The organism is Halomicronema hongdechloris C2206, from assembly GCF_002075285.3.
Taxonomy (GTDB): Bacteria; Cyanobacteriota; Cyanobacteriia; order Phormidesmidales; family Phormidesmidaceae; genus Halomicronema_B; species Halomicronema_B hongdechloris.
In genome coordinates, this window is record NZ_CP021983.2 from 1,066,465 (window position 1) to 1,087,880 (window position 21,416).

General features: G+C 55.8%; 27 protein-coding genes. 6 read left to right on the forward strand and 21 right to left on the reverse strand.

Annotated features, from left to right (window positions below; all coding sequences use genetic code 11):
- Positions 1–42 precede the first annotated feature (42 nt).
- The 9 genes from XM38_RS04905 to XM38_RS04935 form a co-directional block, all read right to left on the reverse strand.
- On the reverse strand, positions 43–1,440 hold the full coding sequence (locus tag XM38_RS04905) for a TonB-dependent receptor domain-containing protein (protein WP_187329280.1): 1,398 nt from the start codon (positions 1,438–1,440) through the stop codon (positions 43–45).
- Positions 1,437–2,111 carry a TonB-dependent receptor plug domain-containing protein gene (locus tag XM38_RS04910; protein WP_187329281.1) on the reverse strand — a complete coding sequence of 225 codons (675 nt, stop codon included), beginning with the start codon at positions 2,109–2,111 and terminating at the stop codon, positions 1,437–1,439. Before XM38_RS04910 ends, XM38_RS04905 begins: the two co-directional genes overlap by 4 nt.
- Positions 2,112–2,303: 192 nt before the next feature.
- The gene (locus XM38_RS27430; RefSeq protein ID WP_256995528.1) at positions 2,304–2,639 is read right to left on the reverse strand and encodes an ATP-binding cassette domain-containing protein; all 336 of its coding nucleotides are present in this window, start codon (positions 2,637–2,639) and stop codon (positions 2,304–2,306) included.
- Entirely contained in the window at positions 2,609–2,827 is a 219-nt protein-coding gene (locus XM38_RS27435; RefSeq protein ID WP_256995810.1) for a hypothetical protein, read from the reverse strand. Before XM38_RS27435 ends, XM38_RS27430 begins: the two co-directional genes overlap by 31 nt.
- Positions 2,767–3,078 carry an ATP-binding cassette domain-containing protein gene (locus XM38_RS28650; protein WP_256995529.1) on the reverse strand — a complete coding sequence of 104 codons (312 nt, stop codon included), beginning with the start codon at positions 3,076–3,078 and terminating at the stop codon, positions 2,767–2,769. Before XM38_RS28650 ends, XM38_RS27435 begins: the two co-directional genes overlap by 61 nt.
- Positions 3,006–4,145, reverse strand: a complete 1,140-nt coding sequence (locus XM38_RS04920; RefSeq protein WP_187329282.1) for a FecCD family ABC transporter permease — start codon at positions 4,143–4,145, stop codon at positions 3,006–3,008. The genes XM38_RS28650 and XM38_RS04920 overlap by 73 nt, the downstream gene beginning before the upstream one ends.
- A 15-nt stretch (positions 4,146–4,160) precedes the next feature.
- Positions 4,161–4,982 carry a class I SAM-dependent methyltransferase gene (locus XM38_RS04925; RefSeq protein ID WP_088429244.1) on the reverse strand — a complete coding sequence of 274 codons (822 nt, stop codon included), beginning with the start codon at positions 4,980–4,982 and terminating at the stop codon, positions 4,161–4,163.
- A gap of 24 nt (positions 4,983–5,006) precedes the next feature.
- Positions 5,007–5,186, reverse strand: a complete 180-nt coding sequence (locus XM38_RS04930) for a hypothetical protein (RefSeq protein WP_137455011.1) — start codon at positions 5,184–5,186, stop codon at positions 5,007–5,009.
- Between the two features lie 78 nt (positions 5,187–5,264).
- On the reverse strand, positions 5,265–5,570 hold the full coding sequence (locus tag XM38_RS04935) for a hypothetical protein (protein ID WP_080806296.1): 306 nt from the start codon (positions 5,568–5,570) through the stop codon (positions 5,265–5,267).
- A gap of 455 nt (positions 5,571–6,025) precedes the next feature.
- Between XM38_RS04935 and XM38_RS04940 the strand changes: the two genes are divergently transcribed.
- Positions 6,026–7,777, forward strand: coding sequence for a potassium channel family protein (locus XM38_RS04940; protein WP_080806300.1), 1,752 nt, complete (start codon positions 6,026–6,028; stop codon positions 7,775–7,777).
- A gap of 128 nt (positions 7,778–7,905) precedes the next feature.
- On the opposite strand, the gene XM38_RS25745 is transcribed toward XM38_RS04940, so the two are convergent.
- The 5 genes from XM38_RS25745 to accD form a co-directional block, all read right to left on the reverse strand.
- Positions 7,906–8,055 (reverse strand): hypothetical protein, encoded by a 150-nt coding sequence (locus XM38_RS25745; RefSeq protein ID WP_187329283.1) that lies wholly within the window; start codon positions 8,053–8,055, stop codon positions 7,906–7,908.
- Between the two features lie 52 nt (positions 8,056–8,107).
- The gene (locus XM38_RS04945; RefSeq protein ID WP_137455012.1) at positions 8,108–8,554 is read right to left on the reverse strand and encodes a CPBP family glutamic-type intramembrane protease; all 447 of its coding nucleotides are present in this window, start codon (positions 8,552–8,554) and stop codon (positions 8,108–8,110) included.
- Positions 8,555–9,314: 760 nt separating this feature from the next.
- The gene (petE, locus tag XM38_RS04950) at positions 9,315–9,731 is read right to left on the reverse strand and encodes a plastocyanin (RefSeq protein WP_080806304.1); all 417 of its coding nucleotides are present in this window, start codon (positions 9,729–9,731) and stop codon (positions 9,315–9,317) included.
- A gap of 549 nt (positions 9,732–10,280) precedes the next feature.
- Entirely contained in the window at positions 10,281–10,781 is a 501-nt protein-coding gene (psbV, locus tag XM38_RS04955) for a photosystem II cytochrome c-550 (RefSeq protein ID WP_080806306.1), read from the reverse strand.
- A gap of 354 nt (positions 10,782–11,135) precedes the next feature.
- Positions 11,136–12,071 (reverse strand): acetyl-CoA carboxylase, carboxyltransferase subunit beta, encoded by a 936-nt coding sequence (accD, locus tag XM38_RS04965; RefSeq protein WP_080806309.1) that lies wholly within the window; start codon positions 12,069–12,071, stop codon positions 11,136–11,138.
- 266 nt (positions 12,072–12,337) lie between these two features.
- Here accD and XM38_RS04970 point away from each other — a divergent pair, with 266 nt between their 5' ends.
- A complete protein-coding gene (locus XM38_RS04970) occupies positions 12,338–12,568 on the forward strand; it encodes a hypothetical protein (RefSeq protein ID WP_080806311.1) in 231 nt (76 codons plus the stop codon).
- A 62-nt stretch (positions 12,569–12,630) separates the two neighbouring features.
- Here XM38_RS04970 and XM38_RS04975 read toward each other — a convergent pair whose 3' ends face one another.
- Both XM38_RS04975 and XM38_RS04980 read right to left on the reverse strand, forming a co-directional pair.
- A complete protein-coding gene (locus tag XM38_RS04975; protein WP_080806313.1) occupies positions 12,631–12,879 on the reverse strand; it encodes a ferredoxin-thioredoxin reductase variable chain in 249 nt (82 codons plus the stop codon).
- A gap of 105 nt (positions 12,880–12,984) precedes the next feature.
- Positions 12,985–14,757, reverse strand: coding sequence for a PP2C family protein-serine/threonine phosphatase (locus tag XM38_RS04980; RefSeq protein WP_225889187.1), 1,773 nt, complete (start codon positions 14,755–14,757; stop codon positions 12,985–12,987).
- Between the two features lie 175 nt (positions 14,758–14,932).
- On the opposite strand from XM38_RS04980, the gene XM38_RS04985 reads away from it, so the two are divergent.
- Together XM38_RS04985 and XM38_RS04990 are read left to right on the forward strand one after the other, a co-directional pair.
- Positions 14,933–15,358, forward strand: a complete 426-nt coding sequence (locus XM38_RS04985) for an NfeD family protein (protein ID WP_088429248.1) — start codon at positions 14,933–14,935, stop codon at positions 15,356–15,358.
- Between the two features lie 45 nt (positions 15,359–15,403).
- Complete coding sequence (locus tag XM38_RS04990; protein ID WP_080806319.1) at positions 15,404–16,384, forward strand: SPFH domain-containing protein; 981 nt, start codon at positions 15,404–15,406, stop codon at positions 16,382–16,384.
- Between the two features lie 530 nt (positions 16,385–16,914).
- Here the strand turns inward: XM38_RS04990 and XM38_RS04995 are convergent.
- From XM38_RS04995 to XM38_RS05010, 4 genes are all read right to left on the reverse strand, one after another.
- The gene (locus XM38_RS04995) at positions 16,915–17,154 is read right to left on the reverse strand and encodes a hypothetical protein (RefSeq protein ID WP_088429250.1); all 240 of its coding nucleotides are present in this window, start codon (positions 17,152–17,154) and stop codon (positions 16,915–16,917) included.
- A 95-nt stretch (positions 17,155–17,249) separates the two neighbouring features.
- Complete coding sequence (locus XM38_RS05000; RefSeq protein WP_080806322.1) at positions 17,250–17,480, reverse strand: transposase; 231 nt, start codon at positions 17,478–17,480, stop codon at positions 17,250–17,252.
- Positions 17,452–18,462: a pyridoxamine 5'-phosphate oxidase family protein gene (locus XM38_RS05005; protein WP_088429252.1), complete on the reverse strand. Its 1,011-nt coding sequence runs from the start codon at positions 18,460–18,462 to the stop codon at positions 17,452–17,454. The genes XM38_RS05000 and XM38_RS05005 overlap by 29 nt, the downstream gene beginning before the upstream one ends.
- Positions 18,463–18,501: 39 nt before the next feature.
- Positions 18,502–19,101: a glutathione S-transferase family protein gene (locus XM38_RS05010; RefSeq protein WP_080806324.1), complete on the reverse strand. Its 600-nt coding sequence runs from the start codon at positions 19,099–19,101 to the stop codon at positions 18,502–18,504.
- Between the two features lie 147 nt (positions 19,102–19,248).
- On the opposite strand from XM38_RS05010, the gene XM38_RS05015 reads away from it, so the two are divergent.
- A complete protein-coding gene (locus XM38_RS05015; RefSeq protein ID WP_088429254.1) occupies positions 19,249–19,797 on the forward strand; it encodes a TetR/AcrR family transcriptional regulator in 549 nt (182 codons plus the stop codon).
- Positions 19,798–19,887: 90 nt separating this feature from the next.
- On the forward strand, positions 19,888–20,640 hold the full coding sequence (locus XM38_RS05020; protein ID WP_080806328.1) for an MIP/aquaporin family protein: 753 nt from the start codon (positions 19,888–19,890) through the stop codon (positions 20,638–20,640).
- A 56-nt stretch (positions 20,641–20,696) separates the two neighbouring features.
- On the opposite strand, the gene XM38_RS05025 is transcribed toward XM38_RS05020, so the two are convergent.
- On the reverse strand, positions 20,697–21,392 hold the full coding sequence (locus tag XM38_RS05025) for a glutathione S-transferase N-terminal domain-containing protein (protein WP_088429256.1): 696 nt from the start codon (positions 21,390–21,392) through the stop codon (positions 20,697–20,699).
- Positions 21,393–21,416 lie beyond the last annotated feature (24 nt).

Genomic DNA, 21,416 nt, shown 5'->3' on the forward strand with positions numbered 1-21,416 from the left:
CGTCTCCTACTTGGGTAACCCTATGCGATCGCAAAACCAAACTTAGAAACGATAGCTCAGACCGACGCGGACATTGATGCCGGGCTGAGTAAAACGCTGGATATTCGGGGCATTCGCATCAACTGTGCGGACCTCGGAATAGGCGTAGTATTCCGTATTGAGCAGGTTATAGACCCCCAGACTCAGCCCCAGATTGGGCGTGGGGTCATAGCTGCCAATCAGATCAAACACCGCATAGGCGTCGGGCACAAAGAAGGTGGTGTCCTCCGGCGTGCGGGCCTTACCCACAATCGTGCTGAGGAATTCAGCCCGCCACCGATCCTCCGGGGCCCGGTATCGCAGCCCGACCACCGCAGTGAGAGGATTGACCGACGGCAAAGGCTGATCGGCCGTGAGGTCATCGCCGCGCACCCAAGCCAGACTACCCAGGAGACTAAAGCCATAGCCCCTGGGGTCGAAGCGGTATTCGCCGCCGGCCTCGATGCCATAAATGCGCGCCCGGGCCACATTTTGGGTCTGGAATTGATTCACCACCTGGGTATCGAAACTAAAGGGAGGGGCAAAGGTCGGGCAGGGATCCACATCCACCAAACAACGAGTGCCTGCCCCGACAAAGGTCTCGATGAAATTGTCGTAGGTATTGTAAAAGCCGGTGAGGCGAAAATCGACCTGGGGAAAGTTCCCCCGAATCCCCAGCTCGAAACTATCGCTGGTTTCCGGTTCCAACTCAGGATTAGACAGGGTTTCGTACTTGAAGAAAGGACTGGTTAAATTGGTGAAGCCGCTGTTGATCTCGCTATATAGAGGCGCCCGGAAGCCACGGGCATATTGGCCATAGAGAGAGAGTTCTGGGGTGGCTTCATAGAGCAGGGCAATGCGCGGCGAAAAGGCTGATGCGGTTAAATCAGCCGCTTCTGCGCCATTGCGGGTGAAGGCTTCATCTGGATCAGTGCTGAGATCATAGTGATCGAAGCGCAAGCCAGCGATGATATCAAGGGGGCCAACCTCGAGCTCATCTTGAGCATAGACCCCTAGCCGCAAGGTATTGCCATCGGGAAAATCCTTCACGGGGAAGGTATCTGGGGGAATGACGTTGGTGGATTCCCCGGTGTTGAGGTTGGTTTCGATGCGATCGCGGGGGCGAGAGTTGAAGGTATTCGACACATCCAGTCCATAGGTGAGACGGTGGCTGACGCTGCCGGTGGTAAAGTCACTGCGCAGCTGCAGATTACCCCCATAGCTGTCGGCAACAAACCGGTTCTCGGTATCCCTAAACACAGGTTGTCCCGGGAAAGCCGACCCGGAAGCCCGGGTTTCTTCCAATAGCTCCGTCGTGGTGGCCTCTTGATAAAACAGCTGAGCCTCAGCACCGGTTAAGAAGGATGGGCTCTCGGGGGCGTCATAGCTGTAGGCGAGGCTGACCCGGGTGCGATCAATCAAAATATCCTCGACCTCACTGATGACACATCGGCGGCGAAGTCATCCTCGTCGCCCAGTAAATCCCTGGGTTCCAGAGAGCGATAGGTGACCACGCCCCCCAGGGCGTCGCTACCGTACAGAGTAGAGGCCGGTCCCCGCAATATCTCCACCGCTTGCAGGGTAGCAAAGTCTACGTAATCACCTCTGCCGATATTGAAGGGGCCAAATTCAAACCGTTCCGGCAGACGAATGCCATCGAGTTGAAACAGCACCCGATTGCCCTCCAGACCCCGAATATTGACATCCTGCAGCCCAAACCGACGATTGTTGCGCACAGAGACCCCCGGTTCGTATCGAACCAGATCCTGCAGGTCTTGCATTTGATAGAAGTTGAAATCCTCTAATTCAAAGACGGTGACGGTGGCGGGCAAATCCTCCACATCGCGGGGGGTACGGGTGCCGGTGACGGTGATGCGCAGCGTGCCTCCCTCGGGGATGTCTTGGGCCAGGAAGGCGGGGGCAGGGGCATCGGATGCTAAATCGGATTCATTACCATTGGAGGCAAGCGCTGAAGACCCCGATTCAGGGCCTAGGTTGGCTTCCAAGGCTTCAGTTAGATCAATGATTTCGCCCAGATCTCCTGCTTCCAGGGAGATTTCAGGATCGTCGTTGACAGCCATCTCGGTTGCCATCCCAGGGGTTGGGGGGACAGCCAGGAGGAGCAACGTCAACAGCAGGGATCTACAAAGAGGATTTTTTCTCAATAGAATAGGTGCCAGAGTCATCGGTGTCATCCTTGGTGTCATCCAATGTCAAAACAGGGTGTGGGTGAGGATCGAGCTGGGTTGGCAGGGGTGAATTTAGAGGGGGTGGCCTAGGAAAATTCACACCTCAGAAGTGAGGGGGCTCGCAGTTAGGGGACACATTTGCAGCCCCACGGGGGTATGCAGCAGGGCGACCTCTACATCGAAGACCTGGCGCATTAGGGTTGGTGTCAGGACCTCTGCCGGCGATCCCACAGCCCAGAGTTGGCCTTGGCGCAGCAGGGCGATGCGATCGCTATAGCGAGCTGCCATGTTGATGTCGTGGAGCACTGTGATGATAGAGAGCCCCCGTTGACGATTCAGCCGCTTGAGCAACTCCAGTAGCTGCAGCTGATAGTGCAGGTCTAGAAAGGTCGTCGGTTCGTCTAGCAGCAGCACCTTAGGGTTTTGGGCCAAGGCCAGGGCCAAGAAAGCTCTAGCTGTCGTTCCCCCCCAGAGAGATCGGCGACGGCACGGTCGCGGTAATGCTCTAGCTCTGTCCACTGCAATGCCGTGTCCCACCTGTCTTGCCGGCCGGCGGCATCTAGATCCCACTGCCACCAGGGTTGATGGGGGGAGCGGCCCAAGCTGACGAGTTGATACACCGTGAGGTTAGTCGGCAGGGATGTTGCTGGGGCAGCAGGGCCAAAAGCGCGGCCACGCGGGGGACGGTAGGGGTGTGAATATCATGGCCATCGCAGCAGGAGACATTCCCTGCTTCAGGCTGGAGGATACGGCTCAGCAGCCGCAGCAGGGTGGATTTCCCAGAGCCATTGGCTCCGATCAAGCTGAGCCATTCCCCGGGCGCCAGGGATAGATTGACCGCGGCAACGATGGTGCGATCGCCATAGAACACCAAGAAAGCTGACGGGCCTCTAAGGGCATGACTATAGCCCTCCTCTGCGCGCGACGACGGTGCAGCAACCAGATGAAGACAGGGGCCCCCAACACGGCGGTCACCACCCCGACCGGCAGTTCTACCGGGCCGGCTCGGGCCATCAGGTCTGCCGCCGATAACACCAAGGCACCTCCCAGGGCTGAAAATGGCAACACTAGCCGATAGTCAGTGCCGACGAGTAATCGCACGCCATGGGGCACAATTAACCCCACAAATCCCACTAGTCCAGCAATGCTGACGGCTCCAGCCGCGAGCAGGGTGGCCACAGCACCAATCAGGCAGCGCGATCGCATCAGGGAAGTGCCTAGGCCCGTGGCCAGATCATCCCCTAGGCTCAATAGGTTGACTTGCCGGGCCAGCAAACAGCCAACCCCTAGGGCCACCACAATGCCAGGCCCCACCAGGGTCACCTCGCTCCAGCCGCGACCATTGAGGCTACCGATTAGCCAGTTCAATGCCGCTTGAATTTGGCCATCGGGAGATAGTAGCAACAGCAGCGACTGGATGGCGCCGAAAAAGGAGCTAAAGGCCACCCCCCCTAAAATCAAGCGTTCCACCGATATCGTGGTGCCTGTGCGGGCCAAGAGATACACCAAAAGCGTGGTCATTACAGCCCCCAACCACGCCCCCAGGGGCACCCAGATCTGCACCAGCCCTACGCCGACCGCCAACACCACCATCAACCCGGCTCCAGCCGAGATACCCAACAAAAACGGACTGGCCAGGCCATTGCGCAACATGCCCTGTAGCAGGGCCCCGGCCAGGCCCAGGGCCGCCCCTACCACCAGGGCTGCCAAGACCCGCGGCAGTCGCAACTCCCAGAGGATGGTCTGGTGGATGGCATCTCCCTGCCGCAGGGCCGCTGCCATCAGCTCGGATCCCGTTAGGGCCACGGAGCCCATGGTCAGCGACAAAACGAGAACGATGCCCAAGCCCAGCACCAGCAAGCCTGTGGCTAGGACAATGCGTTGCCGTTGCCCTAGGTAGCGGGGGAGGTAGTCTGGGAATCGCGTCAGCGTTGCCATGGCTAATCGGGGGATTTAGGTTTTCAGCTTGGTTTCTAGGATTAAGCTGGCATTGCGGAAAGGCGGCAGCTTACTCAGCCAAGGCACCCAGCGAAACCAGCCAAGGCGATGGGGATAGCGGCAAATGTCCTGCGGCAGCGATCGCACCTCCAGCACCGACAACCCCAGCGCCGGAATATCGTGCTCATTCCGAATAAACCATCGCAGGGGCGCCTCTAGCCGGGCTAATTGCTGGGCCCACCGCCCCTGGGTAATACCGCCGACGGCATCAAACAGAAAGGTCGCCCCCAAAAAGCGCTGTTTGAGCCGGGTAATCAACTGCTGCACCTGGGCCGCCTCAAAATACATCAGCAGCCCTTCTGCAAGGATCAATAGGGTTTCCGGCGGCCCTGCCGGGACGGCATCTAGCCAGCGACTATCCAGGGCTGAGGCCGCCAAAAACCGATGCTGACTGGTCTCGGTGTCAACCTGGCGCCGCAGGGCAATCACCTCTGGCACATCTAGCTCTAGCCAGCAGCGGCAGCCCTGGCCCACCCGGTAATAGCGGGTAGAGAGGCCGGCGCCCAGTTCTACCACCACGACATTGGCATAGGTGGCCAGATGCCGCTGCACCATCTGATCTAACACCTGGGCCCGCACGGCCCAGCTCAATTGAACCCAGGGACTATAGACGGGGTCTAGGGCCGGATCCCAGGACAATGCCGGCCACCACTGGGCGATATCAGGGTCGCGGAAAATGCCATCCGGCCGTTGATGTTCCTCTACCCGGGCCCGAGTGGTTAGCAACAGGGTACGCGGTACGCCAGAGAGCGCCATCGCATCAGACACAGTATTCATAGGGCGATCGTAAATCGTAAGGCATTAAAGGGTAGCTCGAGCTGCGATCGCAACCACAGTGGTCATAAACCCCACCATGGCCAGACGACCACTCCAGAGTTCGGCCCGTTTCGAGGGACTTAATGATTGAGGGACGTCCTCAGGGGATATCTCCTCAGGGGATACCGTGGTTGCAGTTAGGCGATCTTTAGAGAGGTGTTTCATGGGAAGTCTCCGTGATAATGGTGAGGGACAGTTGTGGGTTGATAGGCTGTTAACTTGGGGCGTTATTTAGCTGGGGCGTTACTGGAGTGCAGCCGCCAGGATGAGAGTGGCCGCGAACCTGGCAACCGCGTTCATGGAAACCAGTAGCAGCACTTCGCGATAAGTTGCCGCACTCCGATCGAGAACACCCTGGCTGAATGTGTGCCGTTGTCCGGTTCGATAGAGCCAGTTAAGGCAAGAACAAAGACCCTCCGTTGCCGTAGCTGGTAAGGACCAGCCCAGCGATCGCAACAGGGGAGTCCAGAAAATGCCGCTGTCGTGACCTGTCGGCCTATCTGCGGCGACGGAGCCTTGATTATCAAAGGCTGAGGGTTGCATAGACATCCATGTCCTTCACGAAAAGCCTCCACCCATCGGTGGTAATGACAAATATTCTCAGCAAATGCCAGCAAGACTTATTGCATCACAGATCGGAACTGTTCGCAATAGGCTTGGGGTTTTATCTCGAGATCATGTCATGGATAGTCAATATTGACGCTTTCCAGGCTCTAAACTCTCCAGGCTCTAAACTCTCCAGACTCTAAACTCTAAGAAGGCAGAATTTCCGTGTCGGACAAAGCAATGGCGTATCCCCACGGCAGAGGCCCTGAGCGCTCAGGACAAAGACGGTCTCAACTAATTGGAAATGGTCCCGATAAATATGACCTGCGCATCCCTGGGGGCAGTAGGGGCAGGGCTGGCTGTAGCGGGATTGGTCCCGGTTAGGCGTACTTTAAGTTACAGTATGGCCTGCTGCAATTGCCGATGATAGAGAATTAACCAATGGCCAGTCTTTCGCCATGACCTTCGGCAATGGGATAACTCACCCCACCCCGGACGCAACCTTGCCACGGCAACCGCAAATCATTGTCTGCGGGTTAGGGCGTACCGGCTTCCGGATTTTCTCGTTACTGCGGCAACAAGGGGCCGATGTGATTGGGGTCAATCCGACGCCTCTGCCCCAGGGCTGCTATCCTAGCCATGACATCGTTGTCGGCGATCTGCAGGCGGCAGCAACCCTGCAACGGGCTGGCATTGAGGTGGCCCATACATTATTGCTGGCTAACTCGGATGATGCCTTGAATCTGGCCATTCTCACCCAAGCCCGCCTGCTCAATCCCCAGATTCGCATTATCAATCGGCTGTTTAATGCCAGCTTGGGGGAACGCCTAGACCAAACCCTGCCTCGCCACGTCAGCATGAGCGTGGCGGCGTTAGCCGGTCCCCTGTTTGCGTTTGCGGCTTTGGGGAACCGGGCCATCGGACAAATTCGCCTGTTTGACACCACCTGGCCCATGCACGAGGAAATCATCCGCGAGGATCATCCCTGGCGGGGACAACCGCTGCGGGGGCTATGGGAAAGCCGTCAGCGGATGCTGATTTACTACTGGTCAGCGCAGCACCGTATCGATTTAGTGTCGGCAGTGATGGCGGGGCATCGCCTGCAGCCAGGTGATCGGTTGATCGTGGCCACGCGTCCGGCCCGCTCGCGTCCCCATCAGCGCTCAGCGGCCCAGGCCTGGCGGAGGCTGATGAATACCTTACATCAGGTGCGTCGACGCAGTCGCGCCGCCTTGACGGTGTTGCTGGCCTTGATGCTGACGATTGCGATCGCAACCGGTACCTATGTGGGGACCAGTCTGGACACCTCCCTGGTCGATGCCCTCTACTTTGCGGTGGGCATGATTACCGGGGCGGGGGGCCAGGAGCAGGTGGCCGAAACCGCTACCGCTGCTATCAAGGTATTTACGGCGGTGATGATGTTGGTGGGGGCCGGGGTGATTGGGGTGTGCTACGCCCTGCTCAATGATTTCATTCTAGGCACCCGCTTCCATGAATTTTGGAATGTGGCCCGCTTGCCGCAACAGCAGCACTATGTGGTGTGTGGCCTAGGGGGGGTGGGCTATCGCATTGCCACTCAGCTACAAACCCTCGGCCATGAGGTGGTTGTGATCGAACGGGATGCCCAGAGTCGTTTCTTGGGGGCGGCCAAGGCCCTAAATCTGCCCGTGATTATTGGGGATGCCAGCCTGGCCTCAACTCTGGAGACGGTGCAGCTGAAGCGGGCGGCGGCCCTGGTGGCGGTGACCAGCGATGACACCGTGAATCTAGAAATTGCCCTGACGGCTCGCAGTGTGGCGCCGCGACTGGCGGTGGTGGTGCGCAACCAGGATCCTGAGTTTGCCCAGCAAGTGCAGCAGGTGTTTGAGTTTGACCAGGTCATGAGCCCCACGGAACTGGCGGCTCCAGCCTTCGCGGCGGCGGCCTTGGGAGGGCGAATTTTGGGCAATGGCATGGCCGGTCACCACCTGTGGGTTGCGATCGCAACCCTGATTACCCCGAACCATCCCTTCTGCCAGCAGACGATTAAGGCCCTGGCCCCGACCACCGACCTGGTCCCCCTCTATATCGAATCCCAGGGGCACACCATCCACGGCTTAGATCTCCTGGAGTTTGTGCTGCAGAGCGGCGATATTCTGTACATGACCCTACCCGCCAGTCGCCTAGAGCAACTCTGGCGCCACACCGCCACTCCCCTGATCACCCCTTGAGCTGTAGGCATACCCATCCCCTCCTCGGGACTGGGGCCCGGTGCCTGGGGGCCCAATTTGAACGGCAGATACCCCATGGCCAGGGCCAATGCTGAGATCCAAGCTGGTGTTGTCAACTGTCCACGGGGTCACTCCTGGTGGGGATCACTCAAGGCCGGATTTTGGATGAAGATTTTGTCGGTCAGGGCGTTGAGGAAGGCCAGTAAGTCCTGCCGTTCCTGCTCAGTTAGCTCAAAGCCCTGGATAAAGGTGCTTTTCAGGGGGTTGGCCCTGCCCACGCCCGCATAGGGGCCCGTGGCAATGGTGCGTCCTCCGGCGGCGTGGCCTCATCTAGAGTCTGAATACTGCCGTCGTGCATGCGAAGAACAGGAGTAAGACGGCCGGTAAAGCCCCTGCGAGTCCTCCGCCTACTGAACGACCCAGTACGATTACCGGAACATGCCACAACGCCCACAGGAAGCCGAGAATGATCGAGGCCCGAAATCCACTGTATTGCTGTTGCAGCATGGGAAGAGCAAACCCGCGCCAGCCAATTTCTTCCACTGGACCTTCTGTGCCCCGCAGCAGCGCAGCTGTCAACCAGGCGTCTAAAGATAGGGTGGGCGGTGCGATCGCATCTTGCCCCATTAACTCCATCCAAACTGCCGCCAGCCCATTCAAAGCGGGAATCCCCAAAAGCACTGCCAAATACCACCCCCAATGCCCCTTCACCTTGACAATTCTCCGAGCATAGGCTCGAACTCGGCGCCAGCCGTGCCCCATTAGGATGACAGTCAACGCTGCTTAGAGGACGATTTGCCTACAGTGGTTTAACCGACCTGAGGTTATTCCCCTATGCGGAAAACAGTGCGGCGAGGTTGAAGCCAATATTGAAGCCAACAATATCTAGTACTCTGCGGCAGAAATAATGCCTCCATTGACTAGAGCGACAAGGCTGTGTTTATCAGGATCTCCCTTTCTGCCTTGTTGTTGGGTGTGGGAAGTGGGAGACCGACTCTGCCTTGGCATACTAGGCTGCATCGCTGGGCTCAGCCCAGATATATAGATGAATAGGGAACAACCATCGAGGTTTAGGTTGGATTTAGCAAGCCGCTAAGTGTGATGAATATCACCAGAACTACTGCCTATCCTCACACGGCCTTATCCCCAGGATCACCATTTCTTCATCTTGCCGTCACGGTAAAGAGTCGAGGAATTGCTTAGCCTTAAAGGGTATCAAAAGGAACCCGAGTAGAACGCCACTCACGAGGAGATTATCATGGCTGACAAAATTACATTCGCTATTTTCTGGCAATCTGGAGCTTCAGTCATGGGCTTCCTGCTGCTAGTGATTCTACTGGCTTAGGGCCAAGGCAACGAGGTACTCTGTAGCCCAGTCATTGCGCACTATGGGCTGCGAAGCCCCAGATCCTCTTGCTCCATACCGATCATTCACCGCGTCCACTACGACAAGCGAGCGGGGCTGAGCCTCGCTCGCTTACAGTTTATGAGCCCTTGCAGTTTATGAGCTCTCTTTAGCCTCTCAACAGAGGTAGGCTCACTTCTCTAGAATGACCTTGCCCACCATGCCGGCACCGCGGTGAGGGGCACAGTAGTAGTTATAGGTGCCCGCAGGCATATCCTCGGTGAAGGTCGTGCTGTAGGATTCACCGGGGGCAAAGGTCAACGCATCGTGGGAAATCTTAGTGGCCAAATCTTTGTCGCCGGGGATTCCCGACGCATCAAAAATGACATTGTGGGGAGCCATCTTGTTATTGACCCAGGTCACTGAGTCACCAGGCTGCACGGTAACAGTCGCCGGTTCAAAGACCAGCAGTCCCGCATCAGACCCCATCTTCACTTCGACGTTGCTGGCATGGGCAGGGGCGGCCACAGCGAGTAGGCTACCCACCACCAGGGCCATAGCCAGAAAAGTAATACCAAAACGACGAACGACACGAGCTACGAGTTTCATAATCACCTCTAATCGGCTGATTCTCTAGTTCATTCTCTGCCAACGTATTTTATCCTGCATCTGAGTGGTTTCTGACCGCTCCATAGGACGTTAAGTCAGATCAACCGGACTCAGAGAGGGTGTTTGAGCAGGATATACCCAGTCCAGACTGGTGTCTGGAATAGTCCCCGAGCGACCCTCCAGATCTAGCTTGTGGAAAAGGTTGACTCAAAGGGCGCACAGCAAATTTCAATCGGGTCAAGCACAGGGCGAGAAAATCTCCCCCGCCCCCTTGCCAAGGGAAAGCATAGGATGGCACTTGACCTGCAAGGCTGGGAAGATCTAACTCTAAGCCAATCAGTACTGCACTCAATTGAGAACCGCTGTAAGCATCACTTGAGACTCGGGGAATATTGGGGGGCAATCACCTCAAGCTTATGGCGATTGCGATACATGGCCAACACCCTCTGAAACCCAACAAAACGCTGCTTCTGAAGCCAAGCCTGTACGCTCAGGTGGAAGCAGCGCTTGGGAAGATGATTCCCCGTGGACAACAGCCCATTCTGTATCTTAAGGGGCGGAGTAGCGGGTTTTCCCAGCTCCCCACATATCACCAATGATTTTGGGCTGTAGCAGGATATGGCCAGCAATGGCCACGAGATCTTCTTCGGTCAGATTACGCATTTGAGGGAAGATATCACGGCTCTCGATGCTGGGATGGATCTGGGAAATATCGTCCATTCCATCGTAGGTGGTCGGTTCTTTGAGAAAGGCGACCAGAGCCTCAATATTATCCCGAGGGGGCAAAGCTCCAGCTAATGCTTCGGGCTCTAGCCCCACGGTTGGATTCGTTTTCGTGATACCACCTACGTGGCAAGAGCCACAGGCGTTATTAAAGCGATTACGTCCCCGAATTACCTGCTCTTGGCTCAAGACTAAGGTATCGCCCTCAGGATTGAGCTTGACGGTCCGGGTGGCTTCATCTAGCTCTGCCGCAATCGCGGGTGCCATGATCAGATGGCTGACGAAGAAGACTGCGATCGCAACCAGCCAAATGCATCTCCTAAGCATGGTTCTCCTCGAATGTATGGCTTGGTATATCAGACATGCAACACAGCCTGGCTCAAGCACCATGGGTAGGCTTACCCAGGTCGAGTCACAAATGCTTAACCACCGAACATCAGTGTCAACCCTCTGCGACTGGCAGGGTACCCACAAACCACCGCTATCAACTGAATCAATCGATGGGTGGCAGGAGTTTCCCGCCCTTGAGCCACTCTAAACCAGGTCCAGTAACGATCCAGAGTGCTTGTAGGCAAATGTTCCAAGTCTGGACATTAATCAGGTTTAGTACCACTATCATGCCACCGAAAGGGACGATCCCAAAGCGATCGGCCTCAGTAACCACCACAATGACAGTAGTACTCAAGAATGGGTCATCTGACTCGGGGAACTTACCAGGGGACTGATTTCCTGCCGCAGCACAGAGGGCAAGGGAGACTCAAAAGGCTGATGCAGGCGGATCAGCTGGGCCAACGTGCTCTTGAGCTGAGTCCGGGGGACGATAATGTCCACGAAGCCATGATTCAACAGATATTCTGCCGTCTGGAAATCGTCAGGTAATTTCTCCCGCAGCGTCTGCTCCACTACCCGTCGTCCGGCAAACCCAATGGTGGCCTTTGGTTCAGCAATGATAATATCCCCCAGCATGGCGAAGCTGGCCGTAACGCCACCGGTAGTGGGATGAGATAATACCGGGGTGTAGAGCAATCCCGCTTGCCGATGGCACTCTAAGGCACCAGAAATCTTGGCCATCTGCATGAGGCTCAGCATGCCCTCCTGCATGCGGGCTCCGCCAGAGGCACAAACAATGATTACCGGGTATCGTGCTTCAGTGCTACGCTCGATCAGCCGGGTGAGCTTTTCCCCCACCACCGAGCCCATGCTGCCTCCCATGCAGCGAAAATCCATCACCCCTAGACCCACGGATAACCCCTGCAGCTTACCAAACCCTGTCTGTACGCCATCCGTCAGCCCTGTCTTGGCCTGCATATCCCGTAATCGATCGGTATAAGCTTTGCGATCGCGAAACCGGAGCGGATCCTGAGGCAGGATATAGGTATCCCAGGGATGCCAACTATCCCCATCAATTAACTGGCGAATCCGTTCATCACTGTGAATTCGATGGTGATGACCACAGTCGTTGCAGACCCAATGATTAGCCCGCAGATCCTTGGTATAGGTCAGCACTCCACAGGCTTCACACTTGGTCCACAGGCCATCAGCAATCTCTCGCTCCTGCCGTTGTTCACTGATGGGACCAGATTTTTGTCGGTTAGCAAACCAGTCGAACAAAGACATGCTCAGTGCTCTCAATGAATCGCGACGTACAGGGACGGTTCGGAAGAATCCGACTTAACCCTGGTACTCATCCTATCTGGTTTGGTTACGCCTCTGGAAAACTGCTGTGGTTAATCTGCCCCTGAGTCTAGAGGGCAGCAATGACTTGAGCTCAACAATTAAGTTGCCCCGTTCAGCGCTCAGTCCCTAGCAGCTTATTCCCCTGAGACCGACCTTGCCCAGCCTAGCGGTTATGATAGGGCCAGTCTAGCCAGTCCCCGACTCCAATGTTTGAGGCCTTTTCCCCACGGCAAATTACCCCTGAGCAGTCCATTGAAAGCCTGGAACTACACCAAATTGCCCACGATTTTCGCCAAGAAATCGAGTATCGCGATCAATTTGAGCACTATTGCCGTTGGTATACCCAGGTATCCCGACAGCATCAGCGGGAGTTGGCGGCCATGGCTACCGATATCGATCTCTTCGGTTGGTTTTGGCGGCGACGCACTTCCCGTTAGCAGCAGACAGTTTCCTCACCCTGACGAGGAGCATAATTCCTAATCATCAAGGCTCATGACCGTTAATTAGCCTCCTCCACAATTTCCAGCTCATCGGTTCGTAGGTGAGCTCGAAAGGGGCGCTTGGCACCCTCAAGGGGAAACTCAACTCGGACCGGATAATTCGCGCTGATTACGCGACCTTGGTAGTCCGATAACACCTTCACCACCGTTCCTTCCATCCCCTTAGCATCAAACGCGTCATTGCGATGCTTGGGGTGGTGGTAAAAGATAACAGAGTCTTTAACGCGGACGCGATCGCCAACTTTCATACGAACACAGATTAATTGGTTCAAACGGGCCAGCCCTATTTGTCTGAGATGACAGCCGGGATCGCCCTGGCAACCCTATTATCTTTGCATAGGATGGTCTTTCTCCTAAGGGCTCTGCTGAGATGGGCCAGGTGACTCAGGAGTAGAGGGTTTGCGAGCTAAGAACCACCAGCTGCTTAAGGCTACTGCCACCACAATCACGGCTAGAATCCAACCTAGGCGCCTCCAGGAAACGGACGAAGGTCTAGGATCAGGCTTGGGAGCTGGCGTTGGTTGAGCATCGTTATCTGGCGTTTCGCCATAGAGTAACGCCTTGGAGGTTGCAGGTAAGTCGTCAGTAACCGCTTGGTCTTGGCGCTGGTTTACCAAGGAGGCCATCTCAGCCGTGGCCTTAAGCCTCGGTTTACAGTGCATGAGCACGACGCTGACATTATCGTGGCCATTCTTTTGATTGGCTAATTCCAACCAAGCCTTGACCGCATCCTCGAGAGTAATAATGTCTTTGACAATCAGGCCAATATAGTTAGCCCAAGACTGCTCTACCCGACCGTAGTCGCTCAAGCCATCAGTGCAGAGCAGCAGTACTCCCTCCTCATCTAGAATGAACCGCTGGATATGAGGATGTAGGAAAGCTGCTGAACGGGTTCCCAAGGCCTGGGTTAGAGCTCCGGCTTGGGAGTGCTGACGAGCGATTTGAGGCCACTGACCTGCCTCAATTTCTCGCCCCGCCACATCATCATCCACCGTTAAGCAGTGACAGTATTGGGGGGTGATCCAATAAACACGACTATCGCCGACGTGGGCGATATACAACTCACTGACCGGTTGCCAACCGGAGGCCGTCTGTAGCCGCTGCGGTAATAACAGGGCCAAGGCTAAGGTGGTGCCCATGCGTTGTCGCTCTAAGCGTCCTTGGCTATCGTTTTGCTGGTTCAGCAGATCATTCACCACGCGAATCGCCGCTTCCAGCTGCTGGCTAACGAGCTCAGGGGGTAGCGGTTCATTGGCGTCTTCTGCATGAGAGAACAGACCTCGCAGCTGTAACTGCAAGGACTGCACTGCCAATCGACTGGCAATTTCACCGCCCTCATGGCCACCGACGCCATCACAGACAATCCCCAGTCTAGGCATGGCTTCAGTATCGCTGCTATCCATCAGTCCCTCGGGATAGCAAGCATCCTCATTGCGCGGCTGCTGACCAACACTGGTTCCCCCTGCTATCTGGAGATGTAGAGTAACGGTGCTGACCTGATGCAGCACGATAGTATTCAGCTGCTGGCTGAGTTGGGTGATATCAGCCTCAGGCTCTACCATGGCCTGGCAGACTGTCTCCACAGATTCTGCCAGCTCTGCTTGCAGATCGGGTAACCAGCTGCGCCACAGGGCGGCCAACTGGGCTAGGCTCGGTGAGGTAGCATTCCTGTCAAGTTCTCGCAATCGCAGTCGCCATCCCTCTATCCGTAGGTTATCTGGGTGTAAGAGGCTTTCACTCACCCCTAAGGTCTGCAGGGGGGTCCACAGGGTTAACATCTGCCACAACCAGTGAGCTTGGCGTAGGGCCGTTGCTTGACTTAACGCGTCGCCGATGGCTGGATATAGTTTGCCGGAGCGAGGATGGATGGGGGCATTGCTTAGCAGTAACACTGGAGCCGCATCAGATTGCTCTATCCAGCCATAGACTTGCGGCAGATGCAGCGAGTGAGGATAGGCTCGTAAATAGGGCTGAACTAATTCGGGTACCGGGATGTCAGCGACTGCTAGCTGCTGAGGTTTGGTGTCACGCCAAATGTGAGGGGCCATGACCTCATAGCGATCAGCAATCCGGTTGCCCACCGGAATCGCCTCGACCCCTTTGCCAACTGCCCAAAGATAGGGCATAGCACGAGATCGGGATGACTCGAAACGGTTCATAGACACAGTGCAGTTTAAGACAAGCTAATCACGAGGGTCGAGACCTTATCCTGAAGACTAGACTAATCCTAGTGGATCTTTCTAATTTTCTAAGCATGCCTCCCCATGCCGTGCCACCAGCCAACTTAAATCCATACCTGCCATGAGTCTGCCTCTATTTTGGTTGATTGTGGGATTAGTGCTCTGCTTGATGGAGTTATTTCTACCGACGGCATTCGTGGAGTCTACGTTGGGCATCAGTGCATTCGTGGTCGCTCTGGTGGCTCTGTGGGTAACCTCCTTTAGTTTGCAGGTACTGCTGTGGATGGTGCTATCGCTGGTATGCATTGCCCTGCTGCGTCGGTTTGTGCCTAGGCGCACCCCTTATACATTGGCCCAACCCACTGAGGCGCGAACCTTGACCCTGATTCCGCCGGGGAAGACTGGACGGGTGCTCTATGACGGTAACTCCTGGCCAGCTCGCTGCGAAGACAACCAATGTGCGATCGCAGTAGATGAACTGGTCTTTGTGGTTGGCCGCCAGGGCAATACCCTATTGGTCCTTCCGGATACTGCTTTGCGAGATTGAGATATTAAGCCAAGACTGCTGATGGCATTTTAAGGAGATAAAACAATGGATTTTGTTGCTTTTTTGATTGCCCTTGTCTTTGGTGGTTCTGTTGCTGCTAGCTCGGTGAAAATCATTAATCAAAGTGATGAGGCTCTCGTAGAAAGCCTGGGTCGCTATAACGGCAAGAAACTCACACCAGGACTCAATTTCATCGTTCCCTTTGTCGACAAAGTAGTGTTTAGACAAACTATCCGGGAACGAGTCCTAGATATTCCGCCCCAGCAATGCATCACCCGAGACAACGTCTCTATCACCGTCGATGCGGTGGTTTACTGGCGTATTGTCGACATGGAAAAAGCTTACTACAAGGTAGAGAACCTACAGGCTGCTATGGTCAACTTAGTCCTCACCCAGATTCGCTCTGAAATGGGACAATTGGAACTCGACGAGACCTTCACGGCTCGTTCTGAAATCAACGAAAAACTGCTGCAAGAACTCGATATCTCTACTGACCCTTGGGGTGTGAAAGTGACTCGGGTCGAGTTACGAGATATTGTTCCTTCTAAAGCCGTTCAAGATTCTATGGAACTACAAATGGCAGCAGAACGGCGCAAGCGAGCTGCTATCTTAACCTCAGAAGGGGAGCGAGAGTCCGCTGTGAATACTGCCCGCGGCCGGGCCGAATCTGAAGTATTAGAAGCCCAAGCGCGCCAGAAAGCAGCTATTTTAGATGCTGAGGCTCAGCAAAAAGCCATCGTACTTAAGGCCCAAGCCCAGCGGCAAGAACAAGTCTTACAGGCCCAAGCCACCTCTGAAGCAATGCAGATTATTGCAAAAGCCCTTCAAGACAGCCCAAACACTCGCGAGGCACTGCAGTTTCTGTTAGCGTATCAATACTTGAACATGGGTTTACAGATTGGTAGCAGTGATAGCAGCAAGGTCATGTTTATGGATCCTCGCAGTATTCCCGCCACCTTAGAAGGGATGCGCTCAATAGTAGGTGATTTAGATAGGTTGTCTTATGATTCTGAGCAGCTAAGTTAAGTCTTTCCAAGTGAAAAACTCAAACTCCTAGATAGGGCATGCGAGCGAAGATATTTCTCTACAGTTGATCAGTTAAAGACTATAAAGGGTGTCGTCGAAACACCTATAGATTGAGTGTTGAAATTGAAGTCAACCTTGCTGTAATCTTCCAAAAGATCTTGGACGAGTTGACGGTAGTTGTCTACGTTTGCCATTTCACAATCACCTCCTCTTCTGGATCATAAATAGTGAGGTGCACCCGGTAGCACTGAATCAGCAAAGGTGAATTCGCCGGAGGATGTGGAGCGATTGGTCCATACATCACTTCAGATTTGCCCCTGCCTACAATAAGTACACTGGTGCATAGAACCGCGAACTGCCATGGTCAACGTATCGCCAGCTCCCCGCAACTTAGTCACCGATACCTGGGTCACTGCAACCTGGGAAGAGTTCTTGGCGATCGCAAACCAGCCCCAGTTCGAAAACGCCCGGTGTTACTACGATGCCGGTTGGATCAGGATTGAAACCATGCCCATTGGGTCAGGCCATGGTCAGGATAATTCTATTCTGGCGGCGGTGGTGAGCTTGCACACGAGGCGACGCTCGCGGCGCCAGGACTCAACGGTGCGATAGCTCAGGGACTGATACCACACCTGAGGGGGAACCAAGCGGTCCAGGTCGGCGACCAACTCGGTGCTGCTCTGGCCCAGTAAGGGTTCCAGGGACGTAGCGACGGCTTGGCGCTGAGCCTGGTAAGCATCTTTAGCGCGTTGTTCGAGGGACCAGGTCATCTCTTGCAAGCGGGCATTGCTGCTGTGGGCGGTGACAAACTCTACCCGGCTTTGGTTCTTCGCACCAACTCATGATGTTGTCTCAGCTGTAGGCACTATCGCCTCTGACGACAATCGTCACCTGGGGCCAAGCTCATCTTCACGTAGCGCGAATCGAATAGGTCGCCGGGCACATGCATCGCTTGCTCTAGACGATTGAGGGTGCTCTTGCCCGCTAACGGCGCGCAACGGGGATGGTCACTCTCGAGCTGACCCAGGACGACCCCAAACAGTTGCTCATGGCGCAAGTCGTCATGGTCATTGACATCGTAGATGTTTGGCCGCAAGGGTCGCGTCCATTTGTTCCCAACTGCCGCTGTGCTGCAGCATGGGAGAATATTCGCCGAATTGAAACTGCAGGGGCAGACTCGCGGCGACGCGTTGCCAGGCTTCCACGTGAATGCGGATGAACCGTTCTGCCCCTAAGAAGGCCGTCACCTCCTCCCCCTCCCAGATGATGTCGGCCTGTCCGGTCAGGTAGAGTAAGTCCCGGGTGTCAAAGTCGATGAATAATAACCCGACGCTGGGATTGAGTAGGATGTTGCCCACGGTGTTGAAGTGAAAGTTGCCGGTGAAGTCGGGGAATATTAAGGTCTGGTCGTCTTCCACCCGCACAAACCCCGGGTTACCGCCCCGGTGGGAAGCATCGGCCCCGAAGGCGGGGCTGTCTTGGCTAGGGGTGTAAGCGGTGGCGATAAACAGGGTATCGGAGCGGGAAATCAGGGCTTTGGCGGCATCATCGAGGCGTTCACCCTGGACAATGTGCTTGGCTTGCCCCGGATCGGCAACCTCTGGTAAGACCTCCATGGTCCGGGTTTGGATGTATTGGGGGCAGTTGCCAAAGGTCTGTGCGATCGCAACCGTTATCCCCGCGTCATCCACGGCGCTGATTCGCCCGGTGGAACGGTTGCGACGCCGATTCTCCGGCAGAATCCCCAGGATGCCAATATCGGCCCCCGCGGTCAGGTGGTCCGCCAGCGGCGAGCCAAACAGCGGTTGCGTCGCCATCCTCAAGTGATAGGGGTCGGGAGCGGTGATGAATCCCGGTGGCCCGGTGAGGATAGAGGCCCAAGGGTGTCCTTGGTGATCGAGAGTGCCCACAATCAAAAAAGGCAGTAGGTGATAAAACTCTCGATGCTGGTCGGCTAAGTAGTCTCGTACCACCCGCCGTCCCAGCTTCTCGAGCTTGTCGCGCACGCCCATGCGGGTTTGCACCGCTTGCTCTCCGGCATGAAAAGGAGAGTGCGGTTGAGTCCAACCTGTAGTCATAGCGATTCTGGAGGTCGTCAGGATAAATCTGGCAGTGTCCTAAAGCCCGGCCATGGAAATGAAGCCAGGCAGATGTTTGACCCGATCGATCCAGGTCAGCACCTGAGAGTAGGGAGCAAGATCGACCTGGCCGTCGGGGGCCAAGGCCACATAGGGAAAGACGGCAATATCGGCGATGGTGTGACGCTGGAATTCCAGCCAGGTACGGCCAAGTAGGTGCTTATCCAACTGAGTCAGAATCTGGTCCGCCTTTTGCTGAGCCCGATCGATATTGATAGAGGTGGCCCCAAACAGATGATACAGTCGGGCATTTTCGGGACCCTGGCGGACTTCTCCAGCCGTGATAGACAGCCAGCGCACCACCTGCGCCAGGGCGACGGCATCCATAGGCAGCCATTGTTCACCGCCATATTGACGGGCCAGATACACCAGGATGGCCTGGGCATCAGCTAGTTTCATATCGCCATCAATCAGTAAGGGAACCTGGCCGAAGGGATTGAGGGCCAGATATTCAGGAGACTTGTGCTCCCCTTGCATGAGGTCGACGGCAGCCCAGTCGTAATCGAGCTGGAGCAGTTCTAATAACAGCCGAACCTTATAGCTGTTCCCGGACATTTCGTGGCCGTAAAGCGTGATCATGGGTTTTCTTCCAATAAGTTGAGTGAGCTGGGTTTCGATGACTTAGTAGGCATAGTTAGAGCTAAGAACTGAACCGAGCGTTCGGTATATTCAGACTGTACCGAACGTTTGGTATGCTGTCAATAGATGACTTGAAATTTGCGTGTAATGCCCAAGGAGACTTACATTCCCAGCTTGTTTGGCCTATTTCGGCAATATGGGTATGACGGCGCCACCCTCGCGAAGATTTCGGCAGCGACGGGATTAGGCAAAGCCAGCCTTTATCACCACTTTCCCGACGGCAAAGAGGAGATGGTTGAGGCGGTGTTGTCCTACTCTGATGACTGGCTGCAAGAGAATGTCTTGACCCCGTTAGCCAATGAGGGGACGGCCCAGGAGCGGTTACAGAAGATGTGCGATCGCATCGACGATCTCTATGCCGGCGGTACCCAACCCTGCTTGCTGGCCATTCTGCAGGCAGGCACCGGTCGCGATGTCTTCCATGGCCAAGTGAACGCCTTGCTAAAGCGCTGGATCGGAGCCATTGCTAGGGTGCTGGCCCAGGCAGGCATGGATGACAGGTTGGCCCACCAGCGGGGAGAAGATGCCATCATCGCCATCCAGGGCGCCCTGATGCTATCCCAAGGGTTAAAGGATCCGTCCCCGTTTCAGCGAGTGATTCAGGCTTTGCCCGAAGAATTGTGTCGCCAACCTTAAGTCGTGACCACTGATATCAGACGGATTGCCTATAGTGAACGGTAACTGCCGGCGAATATCGCTGCCAGGTGTTGCAACCAACTTCAGGCGATGGACCCTTTCTATGGCGAGATTATCGGCACGGCCCTGTTGATTTTGCTGGGGAACGGAGTGGTAGCCAATGTGGTGCTGGAGGGCACCAAAGCAGAGGCTTCTGACTGGAATACGATTACCCTGGGTTGGGGCATGGCTGTGTTTGTCTCGGTCTTTTCCGTGGCGGCCATTAGTGGTGCCCATTTGAACCCTGCCGTCAGTTTAGGCCTGGCCGTGGCCGGTAAGTTTAGCTGGTCGATATTACCGGTCTACGTGCTGGGGCAGTTCATCGGAGCCGCCATCGGGGCCATGCTGGTGTGGCTGTTTTATCGTCCCCATCTGGCCAAAACCCGCGATTGCGATCGCAAACTAGCTGTTTTCTGCACCACCCCGGCCATTCGTGATCGAGTGTCCAACTTCCTCTGCGAATCCATGGGCACCTCGGTGCTGGTGTTTTCGGTATTGCAATTGGCCAAACCCACCTTCGGCCTAGGAGCTCTGGACGCCCTGCCGGTGGGATTATTGGTACTGGCCATCGGCCTCTCCTTGGGGGGCACCACCGGCTATGCCATCAACCCAGCTCGCGATCTAGCCCCCAGGATCATGCATGCCCTCTTGCCCATCCCCGGCGGCAAACGGGACAGTGATTGGCCCTACGCCTGGGTTCCGGTGCTGGCTCCCCTGTTTGGAGCCCTACTGGCGGCCTGGCTCTATTTGGCCTTGGGGGGCGAAATTCGGGTGGATCTGCCCAGCGTCAGTGAGTTCTTCTAGGGGCATAAAGTCAGGCATCTTCCCCAGAGAGGTCGCCAGTACTCTACCTTGGCAGATTAGGCTGCCTGCTTTTGGGCCATCTCCAGAGCCTGCCTCGTCTCCTGGGGCGGCGCTACCGTGCCATAATCGCTCTTGAACGCTGGTTTCAGAATGTTCATGCCCACCTGCACTGCCGGGCGGGCTTTCATGGCGTCAATCCAGCCAGATACCCAGGGAAAGTCGGCCAAGGAGATATCTAGATAAGGCGTCTTGACGGCAGCCACCCAGGGGAAGGTGGCGATGTCAGCGATGGAGTAATCGCCGGCAATATAGGGCTGATCTGCCAGCTGCCGATCCAGCACCCCCAGCAGCCGTAGGGTTTCTTTCCGATAACGCTCGATGGCGTAGGGAATGGGGTCGGGGGCGGCGTTGCGGAAATGGCCCAACTGGCCAAACATGGGACCAACGCTGGCCATCTGGAACATCAGCCATTCCATCACCTGGGCCCGGGCGACTGCCTCTGTCGGTAATAATTTGCCGGTTTTCTCGGCCAGGTAAATCAGGATTGCCCCCGATTCAAACACGGCCAGCTGATGATCGCGATCGACAATGGCGGGAATTTTGCTGTTGGGGTTAATGGCCACAAATTCAGGGGAGAACTGCTCTCCTTGACCGATATTGATGGCGTGAACGGTGTAGGGTAGCTGCAATTCCTCTAGCAGAATGGACGGCTTGCGGCCATTGGGGGTGGTGTAGGTGAAGAGGTCAATCATGGTGGGGATGGGAAAGGGCTACAC